Source organism: Prosthecobacter sp. SYSU 5D2 (assembly GCF_039655865.1).
Classification (GTDB): Bacteria; Verrucomicrobiota; Verrucomicrobiia; order Verrucomicrobiales; family Verrucomicrobiaceae; genus Prosthecobacter.
On record NZ_JBBYXL010000005.1, the window covers coordinates 310,257 to 336,346 of the forward strand.

Annotated in this window: 18 protein-coding genes; 8 read left to right on the top strand and 10 right to left on the bottom strand. The window is 60.1% G+C overall.

Annotated features, from left to right (window positions below):
- Position 1: 1 nt before the first annotated feature.
- A complete protein-coding gene (locus tag WJU23_RS10505; protein ID WP_346332515.1) occupies positions 2-1,243 on the top strand; it encodes a DUF1501 domain-containing protein in 1,242 nt (413 codons plus the stop codon).
- A 19-nt stretch (positions 1,244-1,262) separates the two neighbouring features.
- A complete protein-coding gene (locus tag WJU23_RS10510) occupies positions 1,263-3,935 on the top strand; it encodes a hypothetical protein (RefSeq protein WP_346332516.1) in 2,673 nt (890 codons plus the stop codon).
- Between the two features lie 14 nt (positions 3,936-3,949).
- Here WJU23_RS10510 and WJU23_RS10515 read toward each other — a convergent pair whose 3' ends face one another.
- From WJU23_RS10515 to WJU23_RS10525, 3 genes are read right to left on the bottom strand one after another with little or no spacing between them, the layout of a single operon-like run.
- On the bottom strand, positions 3,950-4,882 hold the full coding sequence (locus WJU23_RS10515; RefSeq protein WP_346332517.1) for a GNAT family N-acetyltransferase: 933 nt from the start codon (positions 4,880-4,882) through the stop codon (positions 3,950-3,952).
- Positions 4,883-4,902: 20 nt separating this feature from the next.
- Complete coding sequence (locus WJU23_RS10520; protein ID WP_346332518.1) at positions 4,903-6,318, bottom strand: Gfo/Idh/MocA family oxidoreductase; 1,416 nt, start codon at positions 6,316-6,318, stop codon at positions 4,903-4,905.
- Between the two features lie 25 nt (positions 6,319-6,343).
- Positions 6,344-8,395 (bottom strand): alpha/beta hydrolase domain-containing protein, encoded by a 2,052-nt coding sequence (locus tag WJU23_RS10525; protein WP_346332519.1) that lies wholly within the window; start codon positions 8,393-8,395, stop codon positions 6,344-6,346.
- A 114-nt stretch (positions 8,396-8,509) separates the two neighbouring features.
- Here WJU23_RS10525 and WJU23_RS10530 point away from each other — a divergent pair, with 114 nt between their 5' ends.
- Both WJU23_RS10530 and WJU23_RS10535 read left to right on the top strand, forming a co-directional pair.
- A complete protein-coding gene (locus tag WJU23_RS10530; protein ID WP_346332520.1) occupies positions 8,510-9,853 on the top strand; it encodes a sulfatase-like hydrolase/transferase in 1,344 nt (447 codons plus the stop codon).
- A 102-nt stretch (positions 9,854-9,955) separates the two neighbouring features.
- Complete coding sequence (locus tag WJU23_RS10535; protein ID WP_346332521.1) at positions 9,956-11,416, top strand: sulfatase; 1,461 nt, start codon at positions 9,956-9,958, stop codon at positions 11,414-11,416.
- A 5-nt stretch (positions 11,417-11,421) separates the two neighbouring features.
- On the opposite strand, the gene WJU23_RS10540 is transcribed toward WJU23_RS10535, so the two are convergent.
- The gene (locus WJU23_RS10540; RefSeq protein WP_346332522.1) at positions 11,422-12,687 is read right to left on the bottom strand and encodes a M14 family zinc carboxypeptidase; all 1,266 of its coding nucleotides are present in this window, start codon (positions 12,685-12,687) and stop codon (positions 11,422-11,424) included.
- A gap of 62 nt (positions 12,688-12,749) precedes the next feature.
- Here WJU23_RS10540 and WJU23_RS10545 point away from each other — a divergent pair, with 62 nt between their 5' ends.
- Positions 12,750-14,063: a sialidase family protein gene (locus WJU23_RS10545; RefSeq protein ID WP_346332523.1), complete on the top strand. Its 1,314-nt coding sequence runs from the start codon at positions 12,750-12,752 to the stop codon at positions 14,061-14,063.
- A gap of 38 nt (positions 14,064-14,101) precedes the next feature.
- Positions 14,102-15,421: a hypothetical protein gene (locus WJU23_RS10550; protein ID WP_346332524.1), complete on the top strand. Its 1,320-nt coding sequence runs from the start codon at positions 14,102-14,104 to the stop codon at positions 15,419-15,421.
- A 7-nt stretch (positions 15,422-15,428) separates the two neighbouring features.
- On the opposite strand, the gene WJU23_RS10555 is transcribed toward WJU23_RS10550, so the two are convergent.
- Positions 15,429-18,923 (bottom strand): PKD domain-containing protein, encoded by a 3,495-nt coding sequence (locus WJU23_RS10555; protein ID WP_346332525.1) that lies wholly within the window; start codon positions 18,921-18,923, stop codon positions 15,429-15,431.
- Between the two features lie 207 nt (positions 18,924-19,130).
- Here WJU23_RS10555 and WJU23_RS10560 point away from each other — a divergent pair, with 207 nt between their 5' ends.
- A complete protein-coding gene (locus tag WJU23_RS10560; protein WP_346332526.1) occupies positions 19,131-21,092 on the top strand; it encodes a VCBS repeat-containing protein in 1,962 nt (653 codons plus the stop codon).
- 18 nt (positions 21,093-21,110) lie between these two features.
- Entirely contained in the window at positions 21,111-22,550 is a 1,440-nt protein-coding gene (locus WJU23_RS10565) for a sulfatase (RefSeq protein ID WP_346332527.1), read from the top strand.
- 28 nt (positions 22,551-22,578) lie between these two features.
- Here the strand turns inward: WJU23_RS10565 and WJU23_RS10570 are convergent, their stop codons facing one another.
- The 5 genes from WJU23_RS10570 to WJU23_RS10590 all read right to left on the bottom strand — a co-directional run bounded on the left by WJU23_RS10570 (position 22,579) and on the right by WJU23_RS10590 (position 25,941).
- Positions 22,579-23,352, bottom strand: coding sequence for a sulfite exporter TauE/SafE family protein (locus WJU23_RS10570; protein ID WP_346332528.1), 774 nt, complete (start codon positions 23,350-23,352; stop codon positions 22,579-22,581).
- Positions 23,353-23,508: 156 nt separating this feature from the next.
- Entirely contained in the window at positions 23,509-23,733 is a 225-nt protein-coding gene (locus WJU23_RS10575) for a type II toxin-antitoxin system HicA family toxin (protein ID WP_346332610.1), read from the bottom strand.
- A 14-nt stretch (positions 23,734-23,747) separates the two neighbouring features.
- Positions 23,748-23,936 (bottom strand): type II toxin-antitoxin system HicB family antitoxin, encoded by a 189-nt coding sequence (locus WJU23_RS10580; protein ID WP_346332529.1) that lies wholly within the window; start codon positions 23,934-23,936, stop codon positions 23,748-23,750.
- Between the two features lie 153 nt (positions 23,937-24,089).
- Complete coding sequence (locus tag WJU23_RS10585; RefSeq protein WP_346332530.1) at positions 24,090-24,686, bottom strand: L,D-transpeptidase; 597 nt, start codon at positions 24,684-24,686, stop codon at positions 24,090-24,092.
- 76 nt (positions 24,687-24,762) lie between these two features.
- Positions 24,763-25,941 carry an FG-GAP and VCBS repeat-containing protein gene (locus WJU23_RS10590; RefSeq protein WP_346332531.1) on the bottom strand — a complete coding sequence of 393 codons (1,179 nt, stop codon included), beginning with the start codon at positions 25,939-25,941 and terminating at the stop codon, positions 24,763-24,765.
- Positions 25,942-26,090: the final 149 nt, after the last annotated feature.

Below are 26,090 nucleotides of genomic sequence, written 5' to 3' on the forward strand. Positions count from 1 at the left end.
CATGAAAGACTTCAACCGCCGCCGCTTCATCGAGGCCTTTGCCGCGTCCTGCATGGGCGTGAGGATGCTGCACGCCGCGCCTGCTCAGGGCCGGGTCAAAAGCGTCATCTACCTCTACCTGCGCGGGGGTCTCTCCCATGTGGACACCTTTGATCCGAAACCCGGCAGGCCCGAGATGGCCGGTGTGGGCACTATCAAAACCCAAGCCGATGGCGTGCTTGTCTCCGAGTGGTTCCCCAAGATGGCCCGGCAGATGCAGCATGTGGCGCTGGTACGCTCCATGACCTCCACCCAGGGCGTGCATGAAAACGGCAACTACCTCGCACACACCAGCTACTTTTCCACGCCGACGATCACCCATCCCTGTCTCGGCTCCTGGGCGGCGAAGCTGCTCGGCTCCGCCAACCCGCTGCTGCCGGGCAACATCCTCATCAATGGCAGCTCCGGGCATCCCGGCAGCGGCTACATGGCGGCGGACCTGGCCCCACTGCCGATCGTGGATCCCGGTGCCGGGCTGCAAAACGCCGCCCTCCCTCCTAAGGTGACCGAGCGGGACTTCACCCGCCGCAGCGCCATGGCACAGGCCGTTGGCAAACGTTTTGTCGAGCACGCCCCGCATCGGGATGCAGCGGCCTACCTGAAAGTGCAACAAGAAGCCATCGCCCTGATGAAGAGTGAAGACTTGAAGGTCTTCGACATTTCCCGTGAATCTGCCCAAACGCGCGCGGCTTATGGCGAGCACACTTTTGGTAAAGGCTGCCTGCTGGCCCGACGCCTGGTGGAAAGCGGCGTCCGTTTTGTCGAGGTGGAGGATGATCAGAACTGGGACACCCACAATGACCAGGTGGCCTCCATGCGCAACATGACGCCCAGTGCCGATCAAAGCATGGCTGCCCTGCTGGAGGACCTGCATCAGCGCGGGCTTCTTGATTCCACCCTCGTCGTCATGGCCACAGAATTCGGCCGCTCTCCGCAGATCAACGAAGTCACCGCCGGGCGTGGTCATCATCCGGGCGTCTTCACCTGGTGGCTGGCAGGCGGCGGTGTGAAAGGCGGGTATGTTTATGGCAAGTCCGATGAGGCTGGCGAGCGCGTGGCCGAGAGACCCGTCACCATGCAGGACTTCAACGCCACCGTTGCCCACGCGTTAGGCATGGATCTGAAGCACATCGAGCACTCCCCATCCGGCCGCCCCTTCACCGTTGCGGACAAGGGCCAGGCCATCTCTGAACTCTTCGCCTGAAGCCCGGCTGACTGCCCTCATGAAAATCGCTGCCCTTGTTTCACTGCTTTCACTTGCGCTGCTGACCTGCCTTCAGGCCCAGCCGGAATTCCGCCCCGAGTTCATTGCCATTCATTCGCCGGTGACACTGAGTTTCAAAAATCTCAAAGCCAGCAGCCCCATCTACAACCTCCCTGCCTTTAAGCTCCAGGATGAACGGCTGGAACGCGATGTCTTCAAAATCGGCGAGGTCATTTCACTCACTGAGCCCGCCATTGAAAAGACGGGTGAAAGCACTCGCTGGAAATTCATTCACGAAGCCATCGAAGTGGAAGCCGAGCTGTCCCAAGGCAAGCTAAGCTACACCTTCACACCCAAAAAACCTGGCACATGGACCGTGGCCTTCAGCGGCGCACCAGCGGCGGCCATGGAAGACGTGATCGAACTCTTCCAGCCTCTGGTCTGGAACGGCCGCCGCCTGCCCGAAGAAAGTTTTCTTATTCCCGATGACATCTGTTCCATCCCCGGCTGTCTGGTGGAGACGAAGGCAGGCACCGTGGGTGTGCTCGCCTCGCCAGGCCAGTTTCCCTTTGCCATGCCCACCTCACTGACCCGGCGTTTTGGGGTGACACTGCGGAACGCTGCTGGTCAGGCTCAGCCGCTCGTCTTCGCCCCCTTTCCCGGAACGAAGGAATCCCATTTCAAAGTTGACACGAAGTTTGCTTTTGAGCTGGAGCTTGTGACCCGGCCTAACAAACTTAGCGATACTTTTGAATACGTGGCACGGAAAGTCTGCGGCTTTAAGGACCGACGCGAAAACACCCTCGCCTCCTTGAACACCGCCTTGGACAACATGCTGGATTATGTCCTCGGTCCTTGGGGAAACTTTGATGCGGCCAACCGCGCGTTTTATTATCCAGATTCCCCCGGCTCGGTGAAGAACGTCAGTGCTTTGCATCCCTTGGGCCTCGCCCGGGTCACCGACAATGAGCGCCTTTTTCGCGAGCAGGGCGTGCCACTGCTGGAGTTCTTGATGTCACGGGAGAAGTTCCTTTTTGCCCTTAATGAAGACGGCATGAAAAGCGGGCAGATCCCCTCCCGCAAGATGGCCGGCCCCGCCGTTCCGCTGTCGGAGCTGGCGGCTCTTCATCGCATGAGCCAGGGTGCCACGCCTTTTTTTGGCGACCAAGTCGAACAGCTCCATGGCGTGGACCGCATCCTGAACATTGATTGGGTCACCCCCGGCAACTCCTGGCAGAATGACCTCTGGCGCTACCGTTCCACCGGCGAGAAGCGCTGGCTGGAGACCGCCCGGCAGAAGGCTGACACTTACATCACCGGACGTATTCTCAAAGAACCCACGGACTTCAGCGAGGCATCCACCGGCACCTTCTTTGAATACATGCTGCCCGCCTGGAAAGACCTCTATGAGCTCTACAAGGACACGCGCGATCCGAAGCACCTCGCCGCAGCGCATCGCGGGGCACGACAGTTTGCCCAGCTCATCTGGTTTTACCCTTCGGTTCCCGAAGAAACCATCACCGTGAACGAAACCGGCCTGGCACCGAAACGCGGCTCCCTCACCCAGCCGGGGCGCCTCCCCATCGCCAAGGAAACGGTGCCCGCCTGGCAGGTGTCTGAGCACGGCCTGCTTTGTGAAGGCAACGGCACCGTCCAGCGCATCGCACTCTACTTCGCCACCCATGCGCCGTTTTTCCACCGCATCGCCCAGGAGACAGGCGACGGCTTTCTGCGGGACATTGCACGTTCGGCCATGATCGGACGTTTTGCCAATTTCCCAGGGTATCATTTTAATACGATGTACTCCACCGTGCATGAGAAGCCGGACTTCCCTTTGCATCCGCATGAAGAGCTGAAGCCCACCACCTCATTCCACTACAATCATGTCCTGCCGATGGCCAACCTGGTGCTTGATTACCTCATGGCCGAGGCCTACGACCGCTCCCAGGGGGCCATTGATTTCCCCTCGGAATACGCAGAGTGCTACGCCTTCCTGCAAAGCCAGATTTATGGCGAACCGGGTGCCTTTTACGATCAAAACAACGTGCACCCCTGGATGCCCAAGGGCCTGGTCAAAACGGATAACGTGCAGGTCAATTACGTCACCGGCCGGGGTGACAATACCCTGTGCATCGCCCTCATGAACGAGTGTGACCGGGAGCTGAAAGACGTCACCTTGCAGCTAGATCCGGCTCACTTTAAAGGCGGCTTCAATGATGATTTCAAAGCCCGCGTGTGGCGTGATAACAAACCCGTAGATGGTCAGATCACTTTCAAAAATGGCCAGGCCAAAGTCTCCCTCTCGCCCAAAGGCATCACCAGTCTGGTGGTGGAAGGCCTGGAACCTCTTGTGTCGTTTCAGGAGAAATTCACGCCTGCTCAAGCACGCGCGGAAGCCGTCACGCATCGTCGTTTCAAGACACCTACCGGTGACGCTCAGGCCATGATTCTCTCCTTCGGCCCGGAGCTGACCTGGCTTTACGTTTACCTCTCCGCCGATGACCAGCAGGTGAAGTCCGCCAAACTGAAAGTAAATGTCTCTGGCCGGAGTGAAGTGCTCAGCGATGACAGCTTCCCTTTTGAATTCACCCTGCCGCTGAAGCCGGGGGATGCAGACCTCAACATCTCTGTTGAGATTATCAACAGGCGTGATGAGAAACAATCGGCGGCACCGGCCGCTCTTTCCCGTTAATTCTGGAAGCAGATTCACGCCGACTCCGGCAGAAAGGTCGGGAAGCTGATTCCCTGGGCTGTCGGGCCGGGCGCGGTGCTTTGGGCCACATGAAGCTCCACATTGCGTGCGCCCCAGCCATACAGGGTCGTGACCAGTCTGGAAGCCGCGCAGGGCACCAGGAACACCGGGCTGCTGCCGCGCATGGCATCCAGGCCTTTCCAAAGAAGGGCCGCTGCGCTGGCATCATCCGCCGCAACGCCTGGGCCCATCATGCCGAACGAAAGTCCGAGGGTAATGAAGCCCTTCAGACCGCCCACTTCATCTTCCAGCACCAGTACTTTCCAGGAGCCTGTCTCATTGCGCAGGAAAAAGGCATAGTCCTTCTCGCGTCGGACGCCTTGCAGGCGGAGTTCAAAATCCGCCAGCCGCGACGCTTCATCCGGGCGGGCTTCCCGCACACGCTCAGCGCCAACGGGTGGAGGGGCCGCCATGCCGGATTCAGGCACCTTGACCAGCATGTCCTGGAAAATTGTTCCCGGCACAAAACCCAGGCGGGTATAGAGGGAGAATGAATCCAGGTTCAGAAGACTGGAGACCAGCCGCGCCGGTTTGCCTAGCTGCCGCGCTTTTCCCAATACCGCTTCCATCATCTTGCGGGCGACGCCACGGCCTGCGGCCTCAGGCGAGGTGGCCACAATGCCGATGGCCACATGGGTTTCCCGCTCGTGAGTGAAGCAGACGCCTAACAAACTATTTGTTTGTTCATCCCGCACCGCCAGCCCCTCACCAGGATCCAGGGCTTCATAGACCTGGGGGAACTGGAGAAAGGGCTCGTGGCTGTCGCCAAAGCGGGCGCCCTGGCCCAGACGGCTTTGATACCAGTCCACCAGCGAGCGGTGGATCAAACGGGCGGCGGCTTCCGCATCGGAAGGCAGCAGAGTGGTGAGGGTTACAGCGGAGGACATAACAAATTGTTGGGATAAAATCAGGCGATCTCCCAGCCGGGGCGGCTGGCTTCACGGATGATGGCGTCCGCCTCAGGCAGGCCGGTGGCCTTCATGTTTTCGGCATCCCATTTGATGGCCTTGCCCAGGCGCTGAGAGAGCACGCCCAGCAGCACGGTTTCCGTCAGTTGAGCGCCGTAATCAAATGGGCAAGAGGCGGGTTTGCCGCCTTTGCAGGCATCAATCCAGTCACGGTGATGGCCGTTGGAGCGGGGGAGCCGTGGCTCAGGTTTGGCGAATGCCACGCGGCGTGTATCCGGGAAAAGGCGTGGCGGGCCGCCGCTTCCGTCATGCTGGATGACGCCTTTGTCCCCAATGTAAAGAGCACCGCGCCGTGGCAGGGTGAAGGCACCAAGGGCTTCATGCTGCGCAGGCTTGGCGCCGCCGCTGTACCAGTGCAGTTTGACAGGGCCGCGCTTGTCATTCGCCGGGAAGTGGAAATGCACCATGGACCCATAGGGCGCGATCTCCTCATTGGAAAAACCGATGCCGTAACCCTCCACCAGCGTGGGTGACCAGAGCTCCAGCGCACGCACCGCGCTGTTCATGTCATGCGTGCCGAAGTCCCCCAAAGCCGAGTTGCCAAAAGCCCAGAAATCACGCCAGGAAAAAGGATGGTAGGCGGGGTGATAGGAATGCTTGTCACGTGGCCCCAGCCACAGATCCCAGTTCAGCCCGGCAGGTGCCGCCGGCTTGTCGGCGGGATAACCTTTGAGGTCGAAATTATAGCGGGTGGCAGGCACCCAGACGTGCACTTCCTGGACTGCGCCAATGGCTCCGCCCTGGATGTATTCGATGTTTTCACGGGTGCCTACGGAGGAGTGCCCCTGACTGCCCATCTGTGTGGCCACACCGGTTTCCTTGGCTACTTTGGCCACCTGCCTGGCCTCCCAAATGTTATGCGTGAGCGGCTTCTCGCAATACACATGTTTGCCTGCACGCATGGAGTGCACGGAGATGTAGGCGTGCGTGTGGTCCGGTGTGGCGCAGAGCACGGCATCAATGCTCTTTTCCTTTTCCAGCATCACGCGGAAGTCTTCATAGGGAGTACAGCGGAAGTTGGGTGTCTTTTCCGCATAGTTCGTTTCGATCATGGCCTTCGTCGGCATGCGGCCGCCCATTGTCTTGTAGTAGGCATACGACTGTGAGTGATCATAAGCCTCCGCAGGATCGGCCACGGCGATGACCTGTACATCCTCAAGCTGGAAGAGGTTCTTCAAATTGGAATGGCCCTGGCCGCCGCCGCCGATAAGAGCGACGTTCACCTTTTCACTGGGAGCGACGAAACCGGGACCGCCCAGCACGTGGCGGGGAACAATGTTAAACGTGGCCACCGTGGCGGCGGCGGTTTTCAGGAACTGGCGACGGCTTTTTGTTGTCGGATCGGTGTTTTGCATAAAAGATAGTTAGGCGAAAAGGGTGTCAGTTTTTCCAAAGTTCCTGGCGGGCCGCACGGTCCAAAATGTCAGCGAGGTCTTCATCCAGCAGATAACCTTCGTCACGCAGTTTCAAGGCGGCATCGGTGATGCGGCTCAGATAATCGGCGCGGGTCGGGTAACGCTCTTCCACAGACGGGCGGGGATCGCCAGTCTTATCACGCTCCGATTTCGTTTTGGCAAAGGGCAGGAACATGCCGTCAAAACGTGTCAGCATTTTCTCCGGGCCGAACTGAGCCGAACGCAGGTTCCAGCCCGTGTGTGTGCCCAGAGGAGCGGCCACTTCGGGTAAGATGATGCCGCTGGTTTCATTGCCATCCGCATTCACCGCCGGTACCAGCGTCCGCCAGGTCTGGCCGATCTTGGGAGGGATCGTGTCGGCGATGCCTTCGCTTTCCAGCCGTGGGCCGAAGTCGAGCCTCACCGGCTCATAATAACTCTCCGGAAGATTCACACCGGGCAGCTTGGGAAACTGTTTGGCGAAGGTGGCCGCATCCACCAGCGTGCTGTCACTGATCCGTGGATAACGGCTCGGCGGCGGGGCCGTATCTGTGCTGCTCCAGCGGTCCAGCGCCGTCAGCATGGCCCGCAGGACAGGGCCCCGGTCGTCCAAGGTATTCCGGTTCTGCTGGCCTTCGCCAGGAGTCCATTCGCCTTTGCCCAGATGCTGCGACCCGGCAGTCAGATAAGCACGCACATTGTCCGGCAGCTCGACATCGGTTTGGCCTTCTACATCCGTATGCACCAGTGAAGCCGCCCGTGCCCAATACTCCGTGGAGCTTTGCACATAGATCATCTTCGGAACGGTGCCCGCTGCCTGCGCACGGTCCAGAACGCTGCCTTTCTGGCCGGTCACCGGGTCGGTCAGCGGCGCCGGAGAAAACGGGAAGTACTCCGATCCGCACCAGTTGGCTTCGTGGTGGTTACCTGCATCCGTGGCATTGCGAAAGCGCGTGGTGAAGTGGCCTTTGCCCGCCCCGGCCACATGGATCAACGCCGCATCAAAGACCGGACGGCCCTTCAAGTCCGCATTGAATCCTTCGTGAATAAAAGCCACGCAAAGCCTGCCGGACTGCGAGATGCCAAAGATATACGCTTTCTCCAGGCTGCCAGCGAGAGGGTTGGCGCGGCCTTCGCGGTCCCTTTCAGCATGACGCAGGAAGGAAACCACATCCCGGATGCCGGTGAGGCCGACACCCGCCACACGCGGGGACTGCGCGGTATAAACCAGGTCATAAAGCCAGCCGGGTTTGAAACCGTCTTTGAGATAAACCTGTGTGTTGTCCGGCACCACCTTGCCATCTTCCCAGCGGCCAAAGGCCCAGTCTGAATGGGGTACTTCCTCGGCAGGCTCGCTGCGCAGCGGGCGCCGGGTCAGCGTGGCCTGGGTGTGGTCGCCCACCGCAGGAAAGATCTTGGGGATGCCCCACTGGCTCCAGGCGAAGGAGCGGCTCAGCGTCTTCTCCGCCACACAGATTTCCACATGCAGCCGTCCAGTGATGGGCTGGCCTTTTTCCGTGGCGACGGGTGCGCCCAGGGTCATGCGATCTGCGCCTTCTGGCACTTCGGCATTCCAGCCCGTCCAGAGGACGGAGTAGCCATGTCTCATCAGAAATCCATTGCCCGCATGGTCAAGCGTCCGAGGATCGTTGGTGATTTCCTGGGCGCTGTTGAAGGTCCAGACCGCCAGCTTGTTGCCCCGGTTGTGTACATCATAAATCAGCCGCCCGTTGCCCCGCTGGGGATTCACCGGTTTCAGCAGGCAAAAGTCCGTCCAGTATTCCACCAGTCCCTTTTCATTGCGCGGGGCAAGTTTCAGGTCATGCACCCGTGCATTGGCCGGGGATTCCGGGTCCAGCGTCATCATCATGCGGCCGGTGATGCGCTCGTAAGGCCCCGTGTTTTCAAAGGAGTATCCGTCTGCAAAAGGAATGCGCTCAGTGATTTCCATGCGCAGCACTTCAGCCAGGGCGGCGGTGAATGGGAGGAAGCAGGAGATGAAGAAAACGGCCAAAAACAGAACAATGCGGGAAGGCATCCTTTGGGTACGTCGTTTCACCGGGTTTCTGCAAGAAATCTACGCCTCAACATGCAGCGCCCGCATCTTTTTGGAGTGATAGCACGGAAGCTCCCATGCGTTTCCCTGACATCTATGATGCGACTGGCCGTCTTGCTCTCTTTTTGTCTGCTGCCCCTCTGTGGGCTGGCTGCCACACCGCCGAACGTCATCATCATCCTGGCCGATGACATGGCCATCGGTGACCTGTCTTATTTCAACGGGGGACTGACCCGCACACCCAATCTGGACCGGTTGATTGACGACGGCCTCTGGTTCAGCCGCGCCTATTCAGGCTCGCCCGTCTGCTCTCCTTCAAGGGCGGCGCTGCTGACCGGACGGTATCCGCATCGCACGGGCGTGGTTTCCTTGGACATGAACAAGGAGCCGCTGCTGACCCGGCTGCACAAAGACGAAACTACCCTGGCCAACGTCTTTGCGGAGAACGGCTACCGCACTGGCTTGGTCGGCAAATGGCATACAGGCATGGGCGCTGGTTATGGCCCCTTGAGCCGGGGATTTCAAGAATTCGAAGGCTTTTACGGTTCCGACAAAACCGCCTATTTTAACTACGTCATCCAGACCGGGGACTCCCCGGACAAACCGAAAGAGGCCACGGATCAATACTTGACCGACGAGCTTTCCAAACGCGCCGTCAGCTTTGTGCGCCGACATGCGGACCATCCCTTTTTTCTGCATCTGGCCCACTATGCACCGCATCGTCCGCTGGAAGCCCCGGAGGCAGCCATTCAGCCATATCTGAAAACCGGCCTGAACCCTGAAGTGGCCACCATCTATGCCATGGTGGAGATCATGGACCGGGGCATTGGGGAGCTCATCGCGGAGCTGGAAAAGCTGGGCATCCGCAAGAACACGCTCATCGTCTTTGCCAGCGACAACGGTCCTGATACGGTCGTGCCGGAGCGTTTTAATGTGCGCCTGCGCGGTGGCAAATACCAGACTTATGAAGGCGGCATCCATGTGCCCCTGGTCATGTCCTGCCCTGGTCTTTGGAAAGCCGGTGTGCGTGATGAAACCGTCCATTTTACTGATCTCTTTCCCACCCTCATTGAACTCTGCGGCCTGAAGCATGAGCCAAAGAACAAGCTTGATGGCGTCAGCCTTGTCCCACTCCTCACAGGCAAGGGCCAGTTCGCCGCACCTGCCCGCTTTTGGCAGTGGAACCGGGCGCAGCCGAAATACGGCCACAATGCCGCCCTGCGCGATGGCCCCTGGAAACTGGTCCGCCCTTATGTGACGAAAAACCTGATCAAAAAAGGCGAAACTCCTGCCGCTCCTGTCCTTTACCACATGGACTCCGATCCCCAAGAAACCCAAGATCTTTCACAGCAGCACCCGGCACGCTTTGAGCAGATGAAATCAGCGCTGGAAGCCTGGTGTCAGGAAGTGGAAAAGCACCGCCAGCGCACAGTCCCGTGACCTGTCTGTCAATCCTACCCCGGTCAAGAATGCGCATACCAGGTCCATAATCGGCAGCCGCCCGGCATTGACTTGGCATCGAATGCATAGTGGCATGAACCCGTGATTTGTTTACCCAGCCGTTTCATCTCTCTCCTGGCCTGCTGCCTGATGTCAGGCGCAACCGCCGTGCATGCAGCAGACAGGCCTAACATACTATTCATTCTTGCCGATGATCTGTCTTGGAGCGACCTGGGCCGCTATGGACATCGTTATCACCAGACACCGAACCTGGACCGCCTGGCCAAGGAAGGCCTTCGTTTCACCCAGGCCTATGCACCCGCGCCCATTTGCTCGGCCTCACGGGCGGCCATCCTCACGGGTCGCACACCGGCCCGGTTGAATTTTGAGTTTGTCACCAAGCAGGAGGCTGGCAGGCAAAAGCTGGGACAGCCTTTGCAGTCGCCACCCTTTACTCTTAATCTACCGCTGGAGGAAATTACGATGCCGGAGATGCTTTCCGCAGCCGGATATCACACGGCTTTTTTTGGCAAATGGCACCTCAACCAGCATCACGGTGGTTATCTTGGCTGGTCCCCATCGCATGGGCCTTTACAGCAGGGTTTCACGGAAGGCGATTCCGACTTCGGCAGCCATCCCTATGCTTATCTCAAGCAGGAGGGCCGCGACTTCCTGGACCTGCCGGAAGGCGAGTATCCGCAGGATACGTTGACGAACAAGGTCACCGGCTTTCTTCAGCGCAAGCATGAGCAGCCCTTCCTGCTCTACTGGTCGCAATACTTTGTTCATGATCCCGTGCACACCCGCAGCCGCTGGCTCTTTGAAAAATACCGCCGCGCGCTGCCAGCGGACATTCCCGATGAACGGGCCGCGTATGCCGCCATGGTGGAGACGCTGGACCATCAGGTGGGGCGCATGCTGGAGGTCCTGAAACAAACGGGCCTGGCGGAAAATACCCTGGTCGTCTTCATGTCTGACAACGGCGGCCATCCCAACTACGCGGCCAACGGCCCCCTGCGTGGCAGCAAGTGGAACCTCTATGAAGGCGGCATCCGCGTGCCCATGATCGCCCGCTGGCCAGGTCACATCAACGCTGGCGGCACTTGTGACCAGCCGGTACATGGCTGCGATCTCTTGCCCACCTTTGCCGCCCTGGCCGGGGCGGCAACGGACGGATCCGTTCCTCTGGACGGCATGGACATCACCGCGCTTTTACGAGAGCCTAACAAGAAGGTGTATGCGCGACCCCTGCTCTGGCACTTCCCGTATTATCACCCGGAAAAGGGATTTCAAAAAGCCCCTGCCAAGATCGGCACGGACGACTTCGTCACCAGCCAGACGCGGCCGCACTCAGCCATCCGGCTGGGCCGATACAAGCTGCTTCGCTTTGATGAAGACGGTCGCGATGAGCTCTACGACCTGTCCGCAGATCCCAGTGAAAGCAGCAACCTCGCAGCGGATCATCCGGAACTCGTCACGCAGTTGCGCGGCCAGCTCACCTCCCTGCTCAAAGAAAGCAACGCCCGCCTGGCCACCCCTGCAGGCAAGAAGGCAAAGCCATGAGAGAATCAGGACCGTTTTGGCTGCGCCTGCAGATAGGTGTGAAGCGTTGCTCCGAGAGCGGCACCCACCGCTTTGTACCCCTGCACATGGCTGCGTTCCGTATTCCAGGGAGTCTCCAGGCAGGCGGAGACGGTGTGGGGATTGCCATGAAGCTGGACCCAGTTGCGGCTGATCTGCCGCCACAGCGGATGATAACTCGCGCCGGTGATTTTGGGAGCATCCAGCATCGGCATGACGGGGGAGATGCTCTCCTGGGCCAGTTTCAAAAAGAGGCTCCAGTTTTCCCTGGCCGGCTCCGCAAGCATGTCATCAGGTCCGGCATAAAAGAAGGCTTTCAAATCTCTAGGTGCCGGATTGTGGAGATCCATAAAAACATCCATCCGCCCCTGTGCGACGAGGCTCTTGATGTGCTTCTGGGCAGCCGCCACTTCGTTCCAGTTCGGCTTCTCCGTCCAGTCACGGTTATGGTCCTGCGGCAACGCCTCCTTGCCACCGTTGCCGGTGGCTGTGTTGTCCACATCCATGATGGGCACGATGAAAATTTCAGCATGCTGTCGGACCCACTCGGCCTCCGGGCTCGTGCCCAGCAGCCATTCGGAGAATCCTTCACACACCCAGCTTGCGCCGGATTCCCACGCATGCTGCCGGGCCTGCACCCAGACACCATAGCGGCTGCCTTTGGCCAGATCTCCTTCCATGACCGTCAGCATCGGCACGTTCCGGCCCTCACGGGATTTGCAGAGTTCGGTGTCGGTAGCGGCCGCATGGGCCTGGCCCAGCCGGGTGACCATGGACGCGGCCTGTTTCGGCGTATAAGGCGGACCCCAGGCCACGAGAAGCGACGTCGCATCCGTCTTCAGGATGTAAACGATCCTGTCTTCCTGCTTGCGACCCGGGGCGGTTTGCAGCCAAGTCCGACCATCATCCACCGAGTAGGCGGCCCGTTCCGGCATGGCCCAGCTGCCGGACAGGGGCTTTCCGGAAGGCTGCCCATTGGACTGAGGCATGGGCAGGTCAGAAGCCTGAAGTTCCAAGGTCAGCTCCTTACCCGCCTGCAACCCGCTGACACGAAACTGCCACCAGCAAGGCCAGCCGCGAGCCGGATCGCCACCCGGCATGAAGCGCACCGTCTGGCTCGCGGCATCGGTTTGCACCTGCCTCACCGAGCCGCCTTCAAAATCAGCCTCCACGGTCAGCGCCATCGCCTGGCCAGTCAGGAGCATCATCATTGTCATCAAGCTCAGTCCGGCATCATGGATCCATTGTTTCATCCATCTACCAACAGTATTCACCAAGCCTTCCTTTCGTGATCCGTATTCTCTTCCCCCCGCCTATGACACACCTGCACACCGCTCTGCTGGCCTGCTGCCTTTTCATCGCTGCATCAGCCTCCGCCCAGATACGCCCGCTCGCCCAAGATTATGTGGCCCTTTGGGAATCACCAGATCCCCGCCACATTTATGGTTATACTCCTGGCATCTGCCGTCTGGATTCCGGCAGGCTGGTGGCCACCCATGAAATCTCCTCCGCTGGCAAGCCCGTGGGGCCGGATGGCAAGGCTGTGCATGAAGCCCGCATCCTGACCAGCGATGACGGTGGCAAAACCTGGACGCACCGTGCCAATTACGACCTGAGCTTTGCCCGTCCCTTTGTGGCTGGCAAGTCCCTCTACATCCTGGGCCGCAGCAAGCAGGTGGCTATCATCCGCTCAGACGATGACGGCGTCACCTGGAGTGAGCGGGTCTTTCTCAATGACGTTGGCATCTGGCACCAGTCCGCCTGCAACGTGCATTTCTCCAAAGGCAATGTCTATCTCGTCATGGAAAAGCACGCCCCTCGGCGCGGCATCCAGGCCTGGCAGATCGGCGACCTGGCCCCGGTGCTCATGCGCGCCAAGGCGGATTCCGCCCTCACCGACCGGAAGAACTGGACCTTTGCCAGCGAGCTGGTTTTTGAAGACATCTGGGATGCGAAAAAGAGCCACTACTTCGGCATTCCTTTTCATCCGGTGGACCGCAAGAAGGCCACCTTCCTGGTGCCGCCGAAGGGACGCAGCATTGCCCCGCTCGGCTGGCTGGAGACAAACGTCGTGGAATTCACCGATCCCGATCACATCTGGCATGATCCGCAGGGCAAGACCTTCCACCTTTGGATGCGCGCCCACACCGGACTAACCAATTATGCCGCCATCGCCCAGGTGAAGGAAAACGAGGACGGAAGCATGACCACCTCCCTGGTCAAGTCACCCGCTGGTAACACCATGCTCTATGTCCCCTGCCCCGGTGGCCAGATGCGTTTCCACATCCTGTGGGATGAAAAGACCAAGCTCTATTGGATGCTCGGTTCCCAGTCCACCGACTCCATGGTCCGCCCGGACCGCATGTCCCCTGACCGCTGGGGCACCCCGGACAACGAGCGCCACCGCCTGGTGCTGCACTTCTCCAAAAACATGATGGACTGGTGCTTCGCCGGGCTCGTGTGCACCGGAGCCACGCCCAAGGAATCTCGCCATTACGCCAGCATGTGCATGGATGGCGAGGACCTCTGCATCCTGAGCCGCAGCGGCGATGAAAAGGCCCACTCCGCCCACAATGGCAATGTCATCTCCTTCCACCGGGTGAAGAAGTTTCGCAGTCTTGTGTATTGAGTTCAATGGGGGCGGTCTGCTAAAGATAGGCTCACCTCATGACCCGCCGCCTTCTGCCCCTCATGCCTCTGCTGCTTCTGCCCTGCCACCTCCAGGCTGATGAAGCCGCCGCCAAGGAATATCAGCAGCGCGTGGAAACCGTCCGCGGCCTGCCTGGCTTCGTGGCCTTGTGGGACTTCGTCCGGCGGGATGCCGCCACCGGCCAGTTCACCGCGCATCAGCCTGAGGGCAGCGCTCATGACTTTCGCCTGGAGGCTGTGAATTACGTGCTGGATTATTGGGGCCAGGGCCGCGCTGCGACTTATGAGGACTTTCCTCTTTTAGGCCGTGGCCCTTTTGGCCAGGCGGTGCGGCTTCTCAATGAAACGGATGATACCTTCCGCCCCTGTCTGCTGGTGCCGCGTGAGCGCCTGCACGATACGGGGCTGGATGTGAAAGGCGTCGGCGGCTCCGTCTCCATGGTCGCCTGGGTCATCCGTGAAAGCGGCAACCACGCCATCGCCGGCATCTGGCATGAGGGCACCGATTTGCATTCCCAAAAAGGCCCGATTGTCCGCGTGGAGCAAGGCCGCCGCCAGTATGCAATCTTCGCCGGTCTGGGGGCCAAAAGCGGTGCCTCCGCCGTGCATGTCTCGGAAAACGGGGCCAAATCCTTCGGTGACAAATACGCCCGCAACCTCGCCGTGACGCCGGAGCTGATTCCTACCGCTCCGCCGGATGCCACGCCCGAAATACTCGATGCCACCTGGAGCCTGCTCGGCTTCACCTTTGACAACGCGGCCAATACCGTGACCGCCTACCTCAACGGCAAGGCCACCGATTACTGGATCGAATCCCCCGAGAAGCAGAACTTTTTCAAATGGCCCGCCCGTGGCTGGTTGCAGGCGCAGTTGCATAAGCTGCCGGGCCTGCAGGAGGGAGAAGAACCGGACTATCCCGCCGACCAATATTATCAGCCACCGGAAGAGGAGCCGCTGGAAAACAAAGTCATTTCAGAGTCCGATGACGAGCGCGTGGAGCTCCACCAGTATCCCTTCACCCGCGTCCGCGTCACCCTGGGCAAAGATGCCGAAGGCCGTTTCACGCAGATCAAGAAACGTGAACTCATCGCCCTCAAGGCCAACCCCTTCTGGTTCCCGCATGATCTCTACACACCCGCCAGTGAAAAGGAAGGCGGCCCCTTCACCATCGGCCGTTTCATTCACACCGGCCGCAGTGTCGGCTTCACCGGCTACATCGGCGGCGTGGCGGTATTTAATGAGGTGCTGACTCCTGAACAAATGGCCCGTCTAGCTGCCTTGGGACATGAGTCCGGCCCGCCGCCTCCGCTCAAGCAGGAAGACCTGAAAAACCCGTAACTACAAGTCACGGATCCAGCTCCACTTCAAAGCGCAGGAACTCGCGGCCTTGGAAAGCAGGGGAGCTGCTGCGGACTTCCAGGAGATCCGGGGAATCCACCAGAGTCTCGATGCCGGTGCTGCTCCAGGTTTGCAAATTGGTGGAACGCAGGACGCGATACTGAATGTCCGGGCGGATGCTGCTGCGGGGAAGGGCGAGCTTGAGCCTGCCGTTGGGATCGGCGGAGGCAAAGGGGAGACGGGCATTGGCGGAGCTGCCGGGGGCATTGCCCACGGCATAGTGGAAGAGATTGGAATACGAACTTCCCGGCGGGATCTCCAGGGGGTCATCTTCAGCGCCTAACAAACTTTTATTCTCCGTCTTCCACAAATGCCAGCCACTGGCGGCGGGGGCGGAGAGAAAGCCGGACTGCCAGATTTCCCCGGCATTTCCGACGGTGATGAGGCGGTTGTTCAGAAGCGTGATACCACGGATGAGCTGCGCATTGGCAAGAGGGATGCGCTGCCATTCCTGGCCGGTGACGGAAAGGTGGACGTGGCCGCGGTCGGTATCGTCTTCAGTGATGTTTCCCGCCACGTAGCGGATGCCGCCGACCATGACCATGTCGCTGACGCTCATGCCGGAGAGGAGCTGGGTTTCATCCAGGGTCTGGGCATCGGCGCTCACGGACCGCAGCCCGACGGCAAAACCGCCCAAATAAAACTCCCCGTCCATCCAGCGGACGGGCCGCACGATCTGGTTGTTGGAGAGGGTTTCCGCCCAGGTGAGTTCGGTCCAGGTTTGCAGATCGGTGGAGGTGTGGGCCCAGGTGCGCCGGCCACTGCTGTCGGCCATGGCCAGCCATCGCCCGTTACCGTAGGCCAGGGCCTGGATGTGGTCCGTTTCCGGGAAGGAAACCGCGGACCAGGATAGGCCATCGGTGGAGGTGAGCATGGTGGAATTTTCCCCCGAGACCACCCAGGTGCCGTCACCATAGGCCACACGTTGAAGGATGGAGCCACCCCAATAAACCCGGGTCCAGGTGAGGCCATCTGGGGAATGGAAGATGCAACCTTCGAAGGAACCGCCGGATTCCAGGCGCTCGCGGCCGACGGCGACGAACTGGCTGCCGTCCGAAAGGACTTCGCGGAAGTCCAGCGTGTGAGTACCGAGCGCGGCTTTCAGATCGTAGGCGGTCCAGTCTGTGCCGTTGATCGAATGGACGATGTGACCGGTGGCGCTGACCGCCACGGCGCGGGTGGTGGAAGCAGTGATGGCATTTAACTGGGCCGTGGTGCCGCTGCTGCGCTTGGTCCAGGCGGAGGAGGCCGAACCTGCGTCAATCACATGAGTGAGGGTCGTGCTGCCGCCGCGCATGTCGGAAATTTGGACGCTCACTTCGTACAAGCCGCCGGTTTCATAGGTATGGATCAGCGAAGGGCCATTGTAGCTGACCTCGCTGCCGTCGCCGACATCCCAATGATAGGCCAGCGCGTCGCCATCCGGGTCCAGGGCCTGGACATCCAGGCGGAGGGTTTGAAATGGCTGCACTTCCCCGGAGGGCACACGGCTCCAGAAAGCCAGGGGGGCCTGGTTGCCGGAGGCCGCCCCCAGCCGGACCTCCACATCCACCCATTGCCAGGGTGCTGTGCCGCCGCGCTCCACGGGGGTGATGTGGACGCCGCTGCCATCGCTGAAAGTCTGCCCGACAGGAAGCTCATAATCATCTTCCGGAAAGGAGCCAGGCCGCCCGGCACGGATGATCCAGGTGCGCCGGGGAGAGTCTAATTTTTCCCACAGCACCGACACGCCGCGCGCCAGGCGTCGCCTGCCGGGGATGTTGCGTTTGTAGCTGAGCCAGAGGAAATCTCCCGCCGCATCCGGGCGCGGGATTCGCAAGCCCCCGAGATGTCCGGGCAGTGGCGAGCGGGGGTCATCCGCCCGCCAGAGGCGGTAGCGGCCGCTGGTGGTGACGTTTTGCCACTGGGTGGCATCCAGCCAGTTTAGAAACGCTTTGGACTGGGCATCAAAATGGCCGGTGGGATAAGGCCCGCCACCCATCATGCTGGAGCCGCTGCCGTATTCGACACTGGTTCCTCCTTCTCCCAGTGGCCCATCCTCCGGATCCGGCAGCCAGCGGCTGGCGTGGCCAAGGCCATAATTGTGGCCAAATTCGTGAACAAAGACATTGAAGCCGCTGGACTGGATCCACGACCGCTTGCCTCCGATGCCGCCCAGACCGCCATATGGCAGGCCAATGCCCTTGAACTGCACGCACCAAAGGGCATAGTCATCCACGTCGTATCCCAGGTCTCGCGCAGCCGCCTCGGCGGAATTCATGATCTGCTGGCTGGGATTGTTCCCGGCAGCCTGTTCCTCGGCATAGTAGGTGCTGGGTTCCGGCATGCGGATGACCTCGGTGGTGACGGTGGTGATGAGCCGGGTTTTGCCATAGGACATCTCTTCGATGAGAGGCGAGATGCTGTTGTCCAGCTTGTCCACCAGGGCCGCATGGGTTTCGCGAGCGCCGGTGAGGTCGGAAAAATCCACACGCATGAGCAGCAGCTTCTTGGGCGTGCCCGTCCAAGGATCGTCTTCCGGAGGGGCAAACTCTTCCTCCATGAACGGAATGAAGTCCCCCGAATCACCAGACTCCAGCCAGGCGGCAAGACGCTCCACGCCTGCGGTTTCTCCAGGAATGTTCTCCCAGGCATGAAGGCGCTCGCGCAGGAGCGGAACTTCATCAGGCAGGACCTGGGCCACATAACCGCCGACAAGCACGGTGACGGCCTCGGTTTCCGCACCCGTTACGGGTTGCCCGCTCCAGAGGCTGACGCCTGCGGCCGATGCCAGCACAGGCAGAGCGCGGCGGGCGGCGGCCGTTTCGTCTCCGGTGACGATTTTAACAGCATCTGCCTCCAGTGCCGCTTCTTCCCCCAGGACAAACCCTTGCACCGGCACTCCGGCCCGGGTTAGCGGCATGCGCCGGCGGCCATGGCTGTAAGCGCGCAGAGAGGATCCGTCTTCCCGGGTGATCCTCAGCTCATGCTGCGAATAGCCCTTTTCCGGATCGCAACCGATGAAGGAATCCTGGCGCACCCACTCGCTGACCGGGCGCTCGGAGACGGCGCGGACGCCCTCAGGCAGCCGCTCCCATTCATCCCAGGTGATGGCCTGCCTGAGAGCCGCCTCGGCATCCGTGCGCATGAGGATGGAGAGCTGCTCACGGCGCTCCGAGGCCAGCCGCAGACCTTCGGCTTCCCATTGAGAAAGACGCTCCGGTACATCTGTGCCGGGTCGCGCGGTCAGCCAGAGACGCAGCGCCTCAGTCCCCTCCTTTAGGCGGTTTGCATCGGTAATCGGAGGATGAACGGGCTGAGCCTGAACCGGGGTCACCCTGGCATTCGCGGCGATGTTTTCTAATGCAGACGTTTTGTCGCTTAGCATCCCCTGCCACCACAGGCCCGCGCCGGCCGCAGCGGCCAGGAAAAGCGAAGCAAGAAGTGGGGCGGTACGGTTCATGGTCAGGCTGGGAAACGCAGATTAAACGATCAAGGCTGAGACTATTGCTAAAATAAAATCAAAACAATGCTGATGAGAGTAGGCCTAACGAGATAAAGAATTGGAGTAAAGAGGGCAAGTTTCTGCATCTGGAAGTCAGAGATGGGCAGCAGACGATGGTGGCCCCGTTGGGGGAGCCGGTGGTAGGTTGGCCACCCTCCAACCCTTATGCTCCGTCCTTTTCTTGCTCTCCTCATTTGCACGTCGGTCTGTCTGGCGCAGCCCTCGCTGCCGCCGGGCACCCTACCGCTTCCGTCGGCGGCGAAGAACGGCCGGGGGCCGCTGGCGCTGGACAATCTGCATCATCATTTGTTAGGCTCGGCTTTTGTTCATGGAGGCAAAGGCGCGGATCTGTTCCTGGCGGGCAGTGGCGGGCCGCAGATGACGTATCTGTGCCGCTGGCTGGACACGGCGGAAAATGGAGCGCCGGTCTTTGCGCCACCGGTGCCGGTGAAGAGCCCCTTTGTCCGGGGCATTGTTTTTCAAAGTTCTGACAAGACAGTGCATGGCCTGTGGATTGACAAGGAGGAGATGATCCACACTCTGTTTGATCTGGAGGCCCTGGAGTTCAAGGAGACTAAGCGCCTGAAGCTGCCGAAGGAGCTGAAAAGTCCGGCCAGCATCGCCGTGCTGGCCAATGCTGACGGCAGTTACGATGTAGCTTTTGAAATGTCGCATGAGGCCAAAGTCTATAGCGGCAAGAACAGCACGGAAGAGTGGCGGCCCTTCAACTCGTCCGGCATCGCCCAGGGGGAACTGCGCTACAAGTATCTGTATGGTGCGCACCTGCCTTCCCTGCTGAAAGGCCCGCTGACGGACCTGAAGCAGATCACTCAGACACGGCAGGAAGTGTTCTTTGCCATGCACCGGATGACGGCGGTGAACCTGGGCAAGGGTCATGAAAGAGATCTCATTACCGGCTCCCGGCAGGGCATCCTGGTGCATTATCACAACCAGGCAGAGATGGGTTTCCAACTGGAGAAAAAGCGGATGTGCGCTGGCCCGGACGGTATCGCGCTGCGCCACCCCAGCATCAGCACCAGCGTGTGCGCGTATCCCAATGCGGAGGGGCTTTCGGACCTCATCGCCGGGGGTGAAGGGGCGATCTACTTTTACCGCTTCACGGGCAAGTTTACGTCCAATGGCGCGCCCGTTTATGAAGAGCCAGTGGAGGCCATTCAGGAGAAAGCCAATCTCTATGCCGGCACTCTGCCCAGCCCGACAACGGTGGACTGGAACGGCGACGGTGTGCTGGACATCGTGGTGGGGAATTCGGAAGGGTTTGTGCTGTTTTTTGAAAACATTGGCAGCAATGACGAGCCGCGTTTTCTCCCGGCCACCCGCATCCAGGCAGGCGGGCGCGACATCCAGGTGCAGGCAGGCTATTCCGGAAGTTTGCAGGGTATTCAGGAAGCGCGCTGGGGTTACCTTTCCCCCAACGTGGCGGACTGGAATGGTGATGGCCTGCCTGATATCATCACGGGAGACATCTCGGGGGATTATCTGGTTTATATGAACCGGGGCAGCAAAAAAGAGCCGAGTTTGGAGGCTGCGCGGCCGATTTATTGTGACGGCATTGACCTGCGCGGCATGTGGCGGGCGCGCCCGGCGGTGGGAAAAATCGGTGACCGCATGGCGCTGGCCATCGTGGATGGTCAGGACCAGTTTCACCTCTACTGGCGGATTGATGACTACAACGTGGAGGACGGCGGCAAACTGCTCCAGGAAAACGGCAAACCCATTGGTGCCAGCGGCGGAGTCGGTGGCCGCAGCGGACGCTGTAAGCTGGACTTCTTCGACTGGAATGAGGACGGCAAGATGGATTTTGTCATCGGCACCGCGAGGACCAATTCCATCCCGGACCAGAAAACCGGTCTGCCGATGCCGTTCATTGGCGAGAAAACCCTGGGCACGCCGTTGCTGATGCTGAACACCGGCACGGCGGAAAAGCCCCGCTTCGCCCGGCCCGTCCCCTTCCGTGATGAAAACGATGCCATTGTCCAGCCAGGCGGCGCCCATGAGACGGGCGCGGTCGGCACAATGCTGGGCAAAGACGGCCCCAACCTGCTGGTGTGCAGCGAAACTGGACGCCTGTATTTGCTGCCTGGCAAGAAGCTGAAAACCCACTGAATCCTGATCCTGAAACGCATGAAATTCTCCCTCCTGACCAGCCTCCTCCTCTGCACAACGTCCTTCGCCGCAGAAAAGATGAATGTCCTGTTCATCGCCGCTGACGATCTGCGCAATGACCTGGGCTGCTATGGCGATACCGTGGTGAAGACTCCTCACCTGGACCGGCTGGCGAAGCGCGGTCTGGTCTTTGACCGCGCCTACTGCCAGCAGGCAGTGTGCAATCCCTCACGTGCCTCCTTGCTGACCGGCAGGAGGCTGGACAACCTGCGCATCTGGGACCTGCCCACGCATTTCCGTGAGCATGCTCCCGATGCGGTGACGCTGCCGCAGCACTTCAAAAACAACGGCTACTTCACCCAGAACGTGGGCAAGATGTTTCACAACTGGATCCACGAAGTCCAAGGAGATCCCGCCTCCTGGAGCGTGCCGGCGGTGATGCACTTTGCCTCACACGGAACGGACAAGGCGCAAGTAGAAGGCGAACTGCCGCCAAACCTGGCCCAGGACCCAAAATGTGAATGCCGGGACGTGCCGGATGAAGCCTACTTTGACGGACGGGTGGCCTCACTGGCAGTGAAGGCGATTGGCGAACTGAAAGCCAAAAAGGACCCCTTCTTTCTGGCGGTCGGCTTTTGGAAACCGCACTCCCCTTTCAATGCGCCGAAGCGCTACTGGGACATGTATCAACGCGAAGATGTGCCGATGCCCAAGAACCCGGACTGGCCGGTGGATGCGCCCCGCATCGCCTGGCATAACGGGCGCGAGATCCGCAGTGACAAGCAGCGCGAGCTGACCCCGGAAGCCATCCGCGAAATCCGCCACGGTTACCTGGCCAACATCAGCTACATGGATGCGCAGATCGGTCGCGTGCTGGAGGAGCTGGACCGCCAGGGATTGACGGACAAAACGCTCATCGTCTTCTGGTCCGACCACGGTTACCACCTGGGGGAGCACACCCTGTGGGCCAAGACCTCCAACTTTGAACTGGATGCCCGGGTTCCGCTCATCATCGCCCAGCCAGGCGGGAAAACGGCCGGGCAAAAGACCCCGGCACTGGCCGAGCTGATGGATCTTTACCCCACGCTGTCCGAGCTCTGTGGCCTCCCCTCCCCGGCGGGCGTGGACGGCGTGAGCCTGGCCCCGGTGCTGGCGGATGCCACTGCGACTGTGCGGCCTGCCGCGCTGTCCCAGCATCCGCGCCCGGCGTATTATAAAGGAGCCCCGGAAGCGATGGGCTACTCCATCCGCAGCGCCACGCACCGCTATACCGAATGGCGCGACTGGAAGACAGGTAAGACGCTGGCCACGGAGCTTTATGACCATCAAACAGACCCCGATGAAACCCGCAATGTCTCTCTGGACCAGGATAGTGAAGCCGTGGTCAAAGAGCATGCCAAGCTGCTGCAAACGATGAACCCCATCGTGCAGCCCGGCTGGAAACCGGTTCTGGAGTGACGTTCCACTCCGTACAGGATTTGAAAGATCAACCGATAATAAGCCAGACGGCGGCCACGAGCGTCATCACAAAGAGAGTCCACTCAAAGGGTTTTTGCGGGATGCGCTTGAGGATCTGCCAGCCTAGGAGGATGCCCAGCACCACGGCGGGCAGGAGGACGAGATTGGTCATCAATGACTGGGGGTGAATGATCCCCAGGTTGGCCGAAAAGGGGACTTTGAAGAGATTGATGAAGAGAAAGAAGCGGCTGAAGACACCCAGGTGCTCCTTTTTCTCCAGGCGCTGGGAGAGCAGGTAAACGGTCATCACCGGACCTGCAGCATTGGCCAGCATGGTGGTGACGCCTGCGCAGAGCCCCATGGCCCAGGCAAATAGGCGGTGGCTGGTGAGCACTTGCAGAGCACCCTGGCTGGCATCCAGGAGGAGCTTGAAACCGAGAAGGCTGATGATGAGCCAGCCGATGACCATCCTGGCGGTGCCGTTATCAATTTCCCCCAGGAGGAAATACCCGGCAATGACGCCCAAAATGGCCGGCGGTGCCATGGGGATGATGCGCCGCCAGCTCCCGCCATGCCGGTTGATAAAATAGCCCATGAAATCGGCGACGATAAGCAAAGGCAGCACGAGGCCGACGGAGGCCTTGGCCCCAAAGGCCTGGGCCATCAGTACGACATTCAGGGTGGCGGTGCCAGAGAGACCGCTTTTGGACAGGCCGATGCACAGCGCGGCGATGCTGGCCAGAATGAGGATGCGGAGATCCCCAGTGAAGAGGGTATGCTGCTGGAGCCAGTCGGGAATCAAAGGCGGTCAGGGGTGTGTCCGTCCACTCTTCCGCCCTGGTGGAGCCTTGTCTTGTGATTTTTCCAGAGACCTATTGAAGCCGAATTCTGCGGTTCAGCACGCTCATGGCAAAATAGAAACGCCTAAAGGAGGAAGGGTTCTTGCCTCTTCCCATCGTTACAGCAGTTCGATAAACTCCTCGGTGGTCAAGTCCGCGTCCCGGATAAGGCTGCGCAAAGTCCCCCGTGCCAGTTCCCGATGATTGGGCACCGACAAGGAGGCCTGGCTTCCGTCTTTGATCAGGATGATGTGGCTGCCCCGTTGCCTGACGGGCTGCCAGCCGTCCTTGCCAAAGGCTTTGACGGCCTCCGCTCCGCTGATAATCGGCAGAGCGGGCATCAGGCCGTGACCTCCACCTAGTAGGTTTCCACCGTCAGCGGTAACCCGCGTTCCGCCCGCACTTCCAGGCACAGGGAGATGGCCTCCCCTATGTTGACAATGGCTTCCTGGCGTGTCTGCCCCTGGCTGTGGCAGCCGGGAATGGATGGGCATGAGGTCACCCAGGCTCCATCCTCGTCACGGTCAATGGTGATGTTAAATTTCATGTGGTCAGTTTAGGTGTCATCGGCACGGCTTTCAACAGAGGATGCTGTCCTGCTAACAGGACGCGTGTGGGCCTGCTCGTTTTGCTGCGGCCGATGGATACCACTGTTTGGATCTGCGGCGTTTACAGCTAGGTGAAGACTGCGGGACCGGGCTCAAGGCACAATGGTCACCCGGGTGCCGCTGGGGGCGGCCTCATAGAGATATTGGGCCATGGTGTAGGGCAGGCGGATGCAGCCGTGGGAGGCGGGGGAGCCGGGATTGGGGATGGGACCAGCGTGCATGCCCACTCCGTAATCAGTGAGGCGCATCCAGTAGGGCATTTTGGCACCGAGGAAGCGGCCGCCGGACGCGCTGTGGACCCCGGCGGTGGCATTGCTGCGGAGGACGTTGCCATTGGCATCCACGATGCTGCCGTATTTGTTGGAGCGCTTGTTGATGACTTTTTCGGTGATGACAAAGCTGCCGGTTGGGGTGCGGTAGTTGCTGGTGCCGGTGGCGACATAGCTCCAGCCGACGTTTTCGCTGTTGCGGAAGATGTACGCTTTCTGCTCGCTCAGATCAATGGTGACGCGGACGGGGCCCGGCTGGCCGCTGCCATGCCAGACAAAGAGCGGGCTGCTGGAGGAATTGGCAGGCTGGACATAGATAGCGCGGCGGACCACTTCCTGACGGGAAAAGGTGGCGGGCATCTGGCAGGCACAGAGAACGCAGCCGGCAATGGCAGCCAGAGTGAGTCGTGCAGTCTTCATAGCGGCGTCATCTTTTCGCCTGGATGAAGGTTTTGCAACGTTTCCTGCAGGGACCGCTGGAAAGTTTTCTTGCTGATTACTCCCGTAAATTCCAGTAAATCTTGAGATTCTTGGTACGTCGGCCAGCGGCAACGAGATCGGTATCGCGGTCTCCGTCCAAATCAGTCCCCATCAGGTCCTCACAGGCCATGGTATTGTCATCCAGCAGGGTCATCTGCCAGCCGTTGCCATCCTCCTTGGTGGTGTGGAAAAGCTTCACGCCCACGCGGACACCCAGTTTGTTGTTTGCACGCCAGCCGACGGCGATCTGGCGGTTGTTCAGGCCCAAGTAATCGTAACAGGCGAGAGCATGGCCATCCACCAGGGTATCATCCAGCACCTTGCGCTGCCAAAGGCCGTCCTTGGGTCCGGCGGGCGGCGGGGTGTAAATCACGACCTGGTGACCGTGCATGGGCTCAATGGCGGCGATATAGGGCTGGCCACCGGCGAAGGCACCCCAGCGGACCTCTCCCACACCAGCCAGGTCAGGGGTGTCATGGCGGGTGACCCACTGTTCTTTCCAGCCGTCATCCCCTGGAGTAAGCCGGACAATGCCCTCCCGGCCGCCGAGGAGGAGGGATTCGGCCTCATTTCCAGGGCTGGGCACGACTTCAAAATTATGTGTCATGTGCATGCTGTCATGGACCAGGGTGGTATTCCATGGGCGGGTGGCATCCTCAGGCTTGTGATAGGCCAGGATGCGCACGCCGACGCCTTCGCCATTCTTATTTCCCCGCCCATGCAGGGGGGCGACGATGAGGTCATATTTGCCCGCTCTGTTGCGCACCCAGCGCATGCGGTGGGTGGTTGGTTCATGGGCCAGCTGGACGGGCTTCCACAACTGCGTGCGGTCGGCAGGGGGCTGGAGGTAAAAGACGGCGCCGCTGGTCTCCGTATCCCCGGGGTTCCACTGGGCGCCGACGGCGATCTCGGCCTTGCCATCGCCATCAATGTCGCGCGCGGCGATGCAAACGTGGTCTTTTTCGGTGAGTTTTTCAGCGATGATGTGTTTGGTCCAGGAGGGATTCTGATACCAGACGATGCGGTCCTTGTCCGCCAGGAGGATGTCCTTTTTCCCGTCGCCATCCACATCCGCGAGGGCAAGCCCATAGCCAATGCCGACCTCGGAATCAATTTCCTGCTCACGAAACTGCGGGCTGACCTGGGCCTGGAGGGTGCTGAGGATGAACGGGATAACTAAAAGTCGAAAAAACATAAAGGGCGATTTTGAGCAATCCCGGCGTGAAGGGCGAGCAAAAGCTGAAGCAGACCTGCAAAAAGATTGACTTTGTAATGACAAAAAGAGTAATTTGTACTGAACGAAGTTAGACCGCAGGGTTCAGTACTCCTGCACCAACGGGTCTG

Bases quoted from the DNA above. Each gene is read 5' to 3' on its own strand.
- WJU23_RS10545 (WP_346332523.1), top strand. From the start codon at position 12,750: ATGACACACCTGCACACCGCTCTGCTGGCCTGCTGCCTTTTCATCGCT.
- WJU23_RS10590 (WP_346332531.1), bottom strand. From the start codon at position 25,941: ATGTTTTTTCGACTTTTAGTTATCCCGTTCATCCTCAGCACCCTCCAG.
- WJU23_RS10520 (WP_346332518.1), bottom strand. From the start codon at position 6,318: ATGCAAAACACCGATCCGACAACAAAAAGCCGTCGCCAGTTCCTGAAA.
- WJU23_RS10565 (WP_346332527.1), top strand. From the start codon at position 21,111: ATGAAATTCTCCCTCCTGACCAGCCTCCTCCTCTGCACAACGTCCTTC.
- WJU23_RS10540 (WP_346332522.1), bottom strand. From the start codon at position 12,687: ATGAAACAATGGATCCATGATGCCGGACTGAGCTTGATGACAATGATG.
- WJU23_RS10585 (WP_346332530.1), bottom strand. From the start codon at position 24,686: ATGAAGACTGCACGACTCACTCTGGCTGCCATTGCCGGCTGCGTTCTC.
- WJU23_RS10510 (WP_346332516.1), top strand. From the start codon at position 1,263: ATGAAAATCGCTGCCCTTGTTTCACTGCTTTCACTTGCGCTGCTGACC.
- WJU23_RS10525 (WP_346332519.1), bottom strand. From the start codon at position 8,395: ATGCCTTCCCGCATTGTTCTGTTTTTGGCCGTTTTCTTCATCTCCTGC.
- WJU23_RS10550 (WP_346332524.1), top strand. From the start codon at position 14,102: ATGACCCGCCGCCTTCTGCCCCTCATGCCTCTGCTGCTTCTGCCCTGC.
- WJU23_RS10555 (WP_346332525.1), bottom strand. From the start codon at position 18,923: ATGAACCGTACCGCCCCACTTCTTGCTTCGCTTTTCCTGGCCGCTGCG.
- WJU23_RS10515 (WP_346332517.1), bottom strand. From the start codon at position 4,882: ATGTCCTCCGCTGTAACCCTCACCACTCTGCTGCCTTCCGATGCGGAA.
- WJU23_RS10580 (WP_346332529.1), bottom strand. From the start codon at position 23,936: ATGAAATTTAACATCACCATTGACCGTGACGAGGATGGAGCCTGGGTG.
- WJU23_RS10530 (WP_346332520.1), top strand. From the start codon at position 8,510: ATGATGCGACTGGCCGTCTTGCTCTCTTTTTGTCTGCTGCCCCTCTGT.
- WJU23_RS10560 (WP_346332526.1), top strand. From the start codon at position 19,131: ATGCTCCGTCCTTTTCTTGCTCTCCTCATTTGCACGTCGGTCTGTCTG.
- WJU23_RS10505 (WP_346332515.1), top strand. From the start codon at position 2: ATGAAAGACTTCAACCGCCGCCGCTTCATCGAGGCCTTTGCCGCGTCC.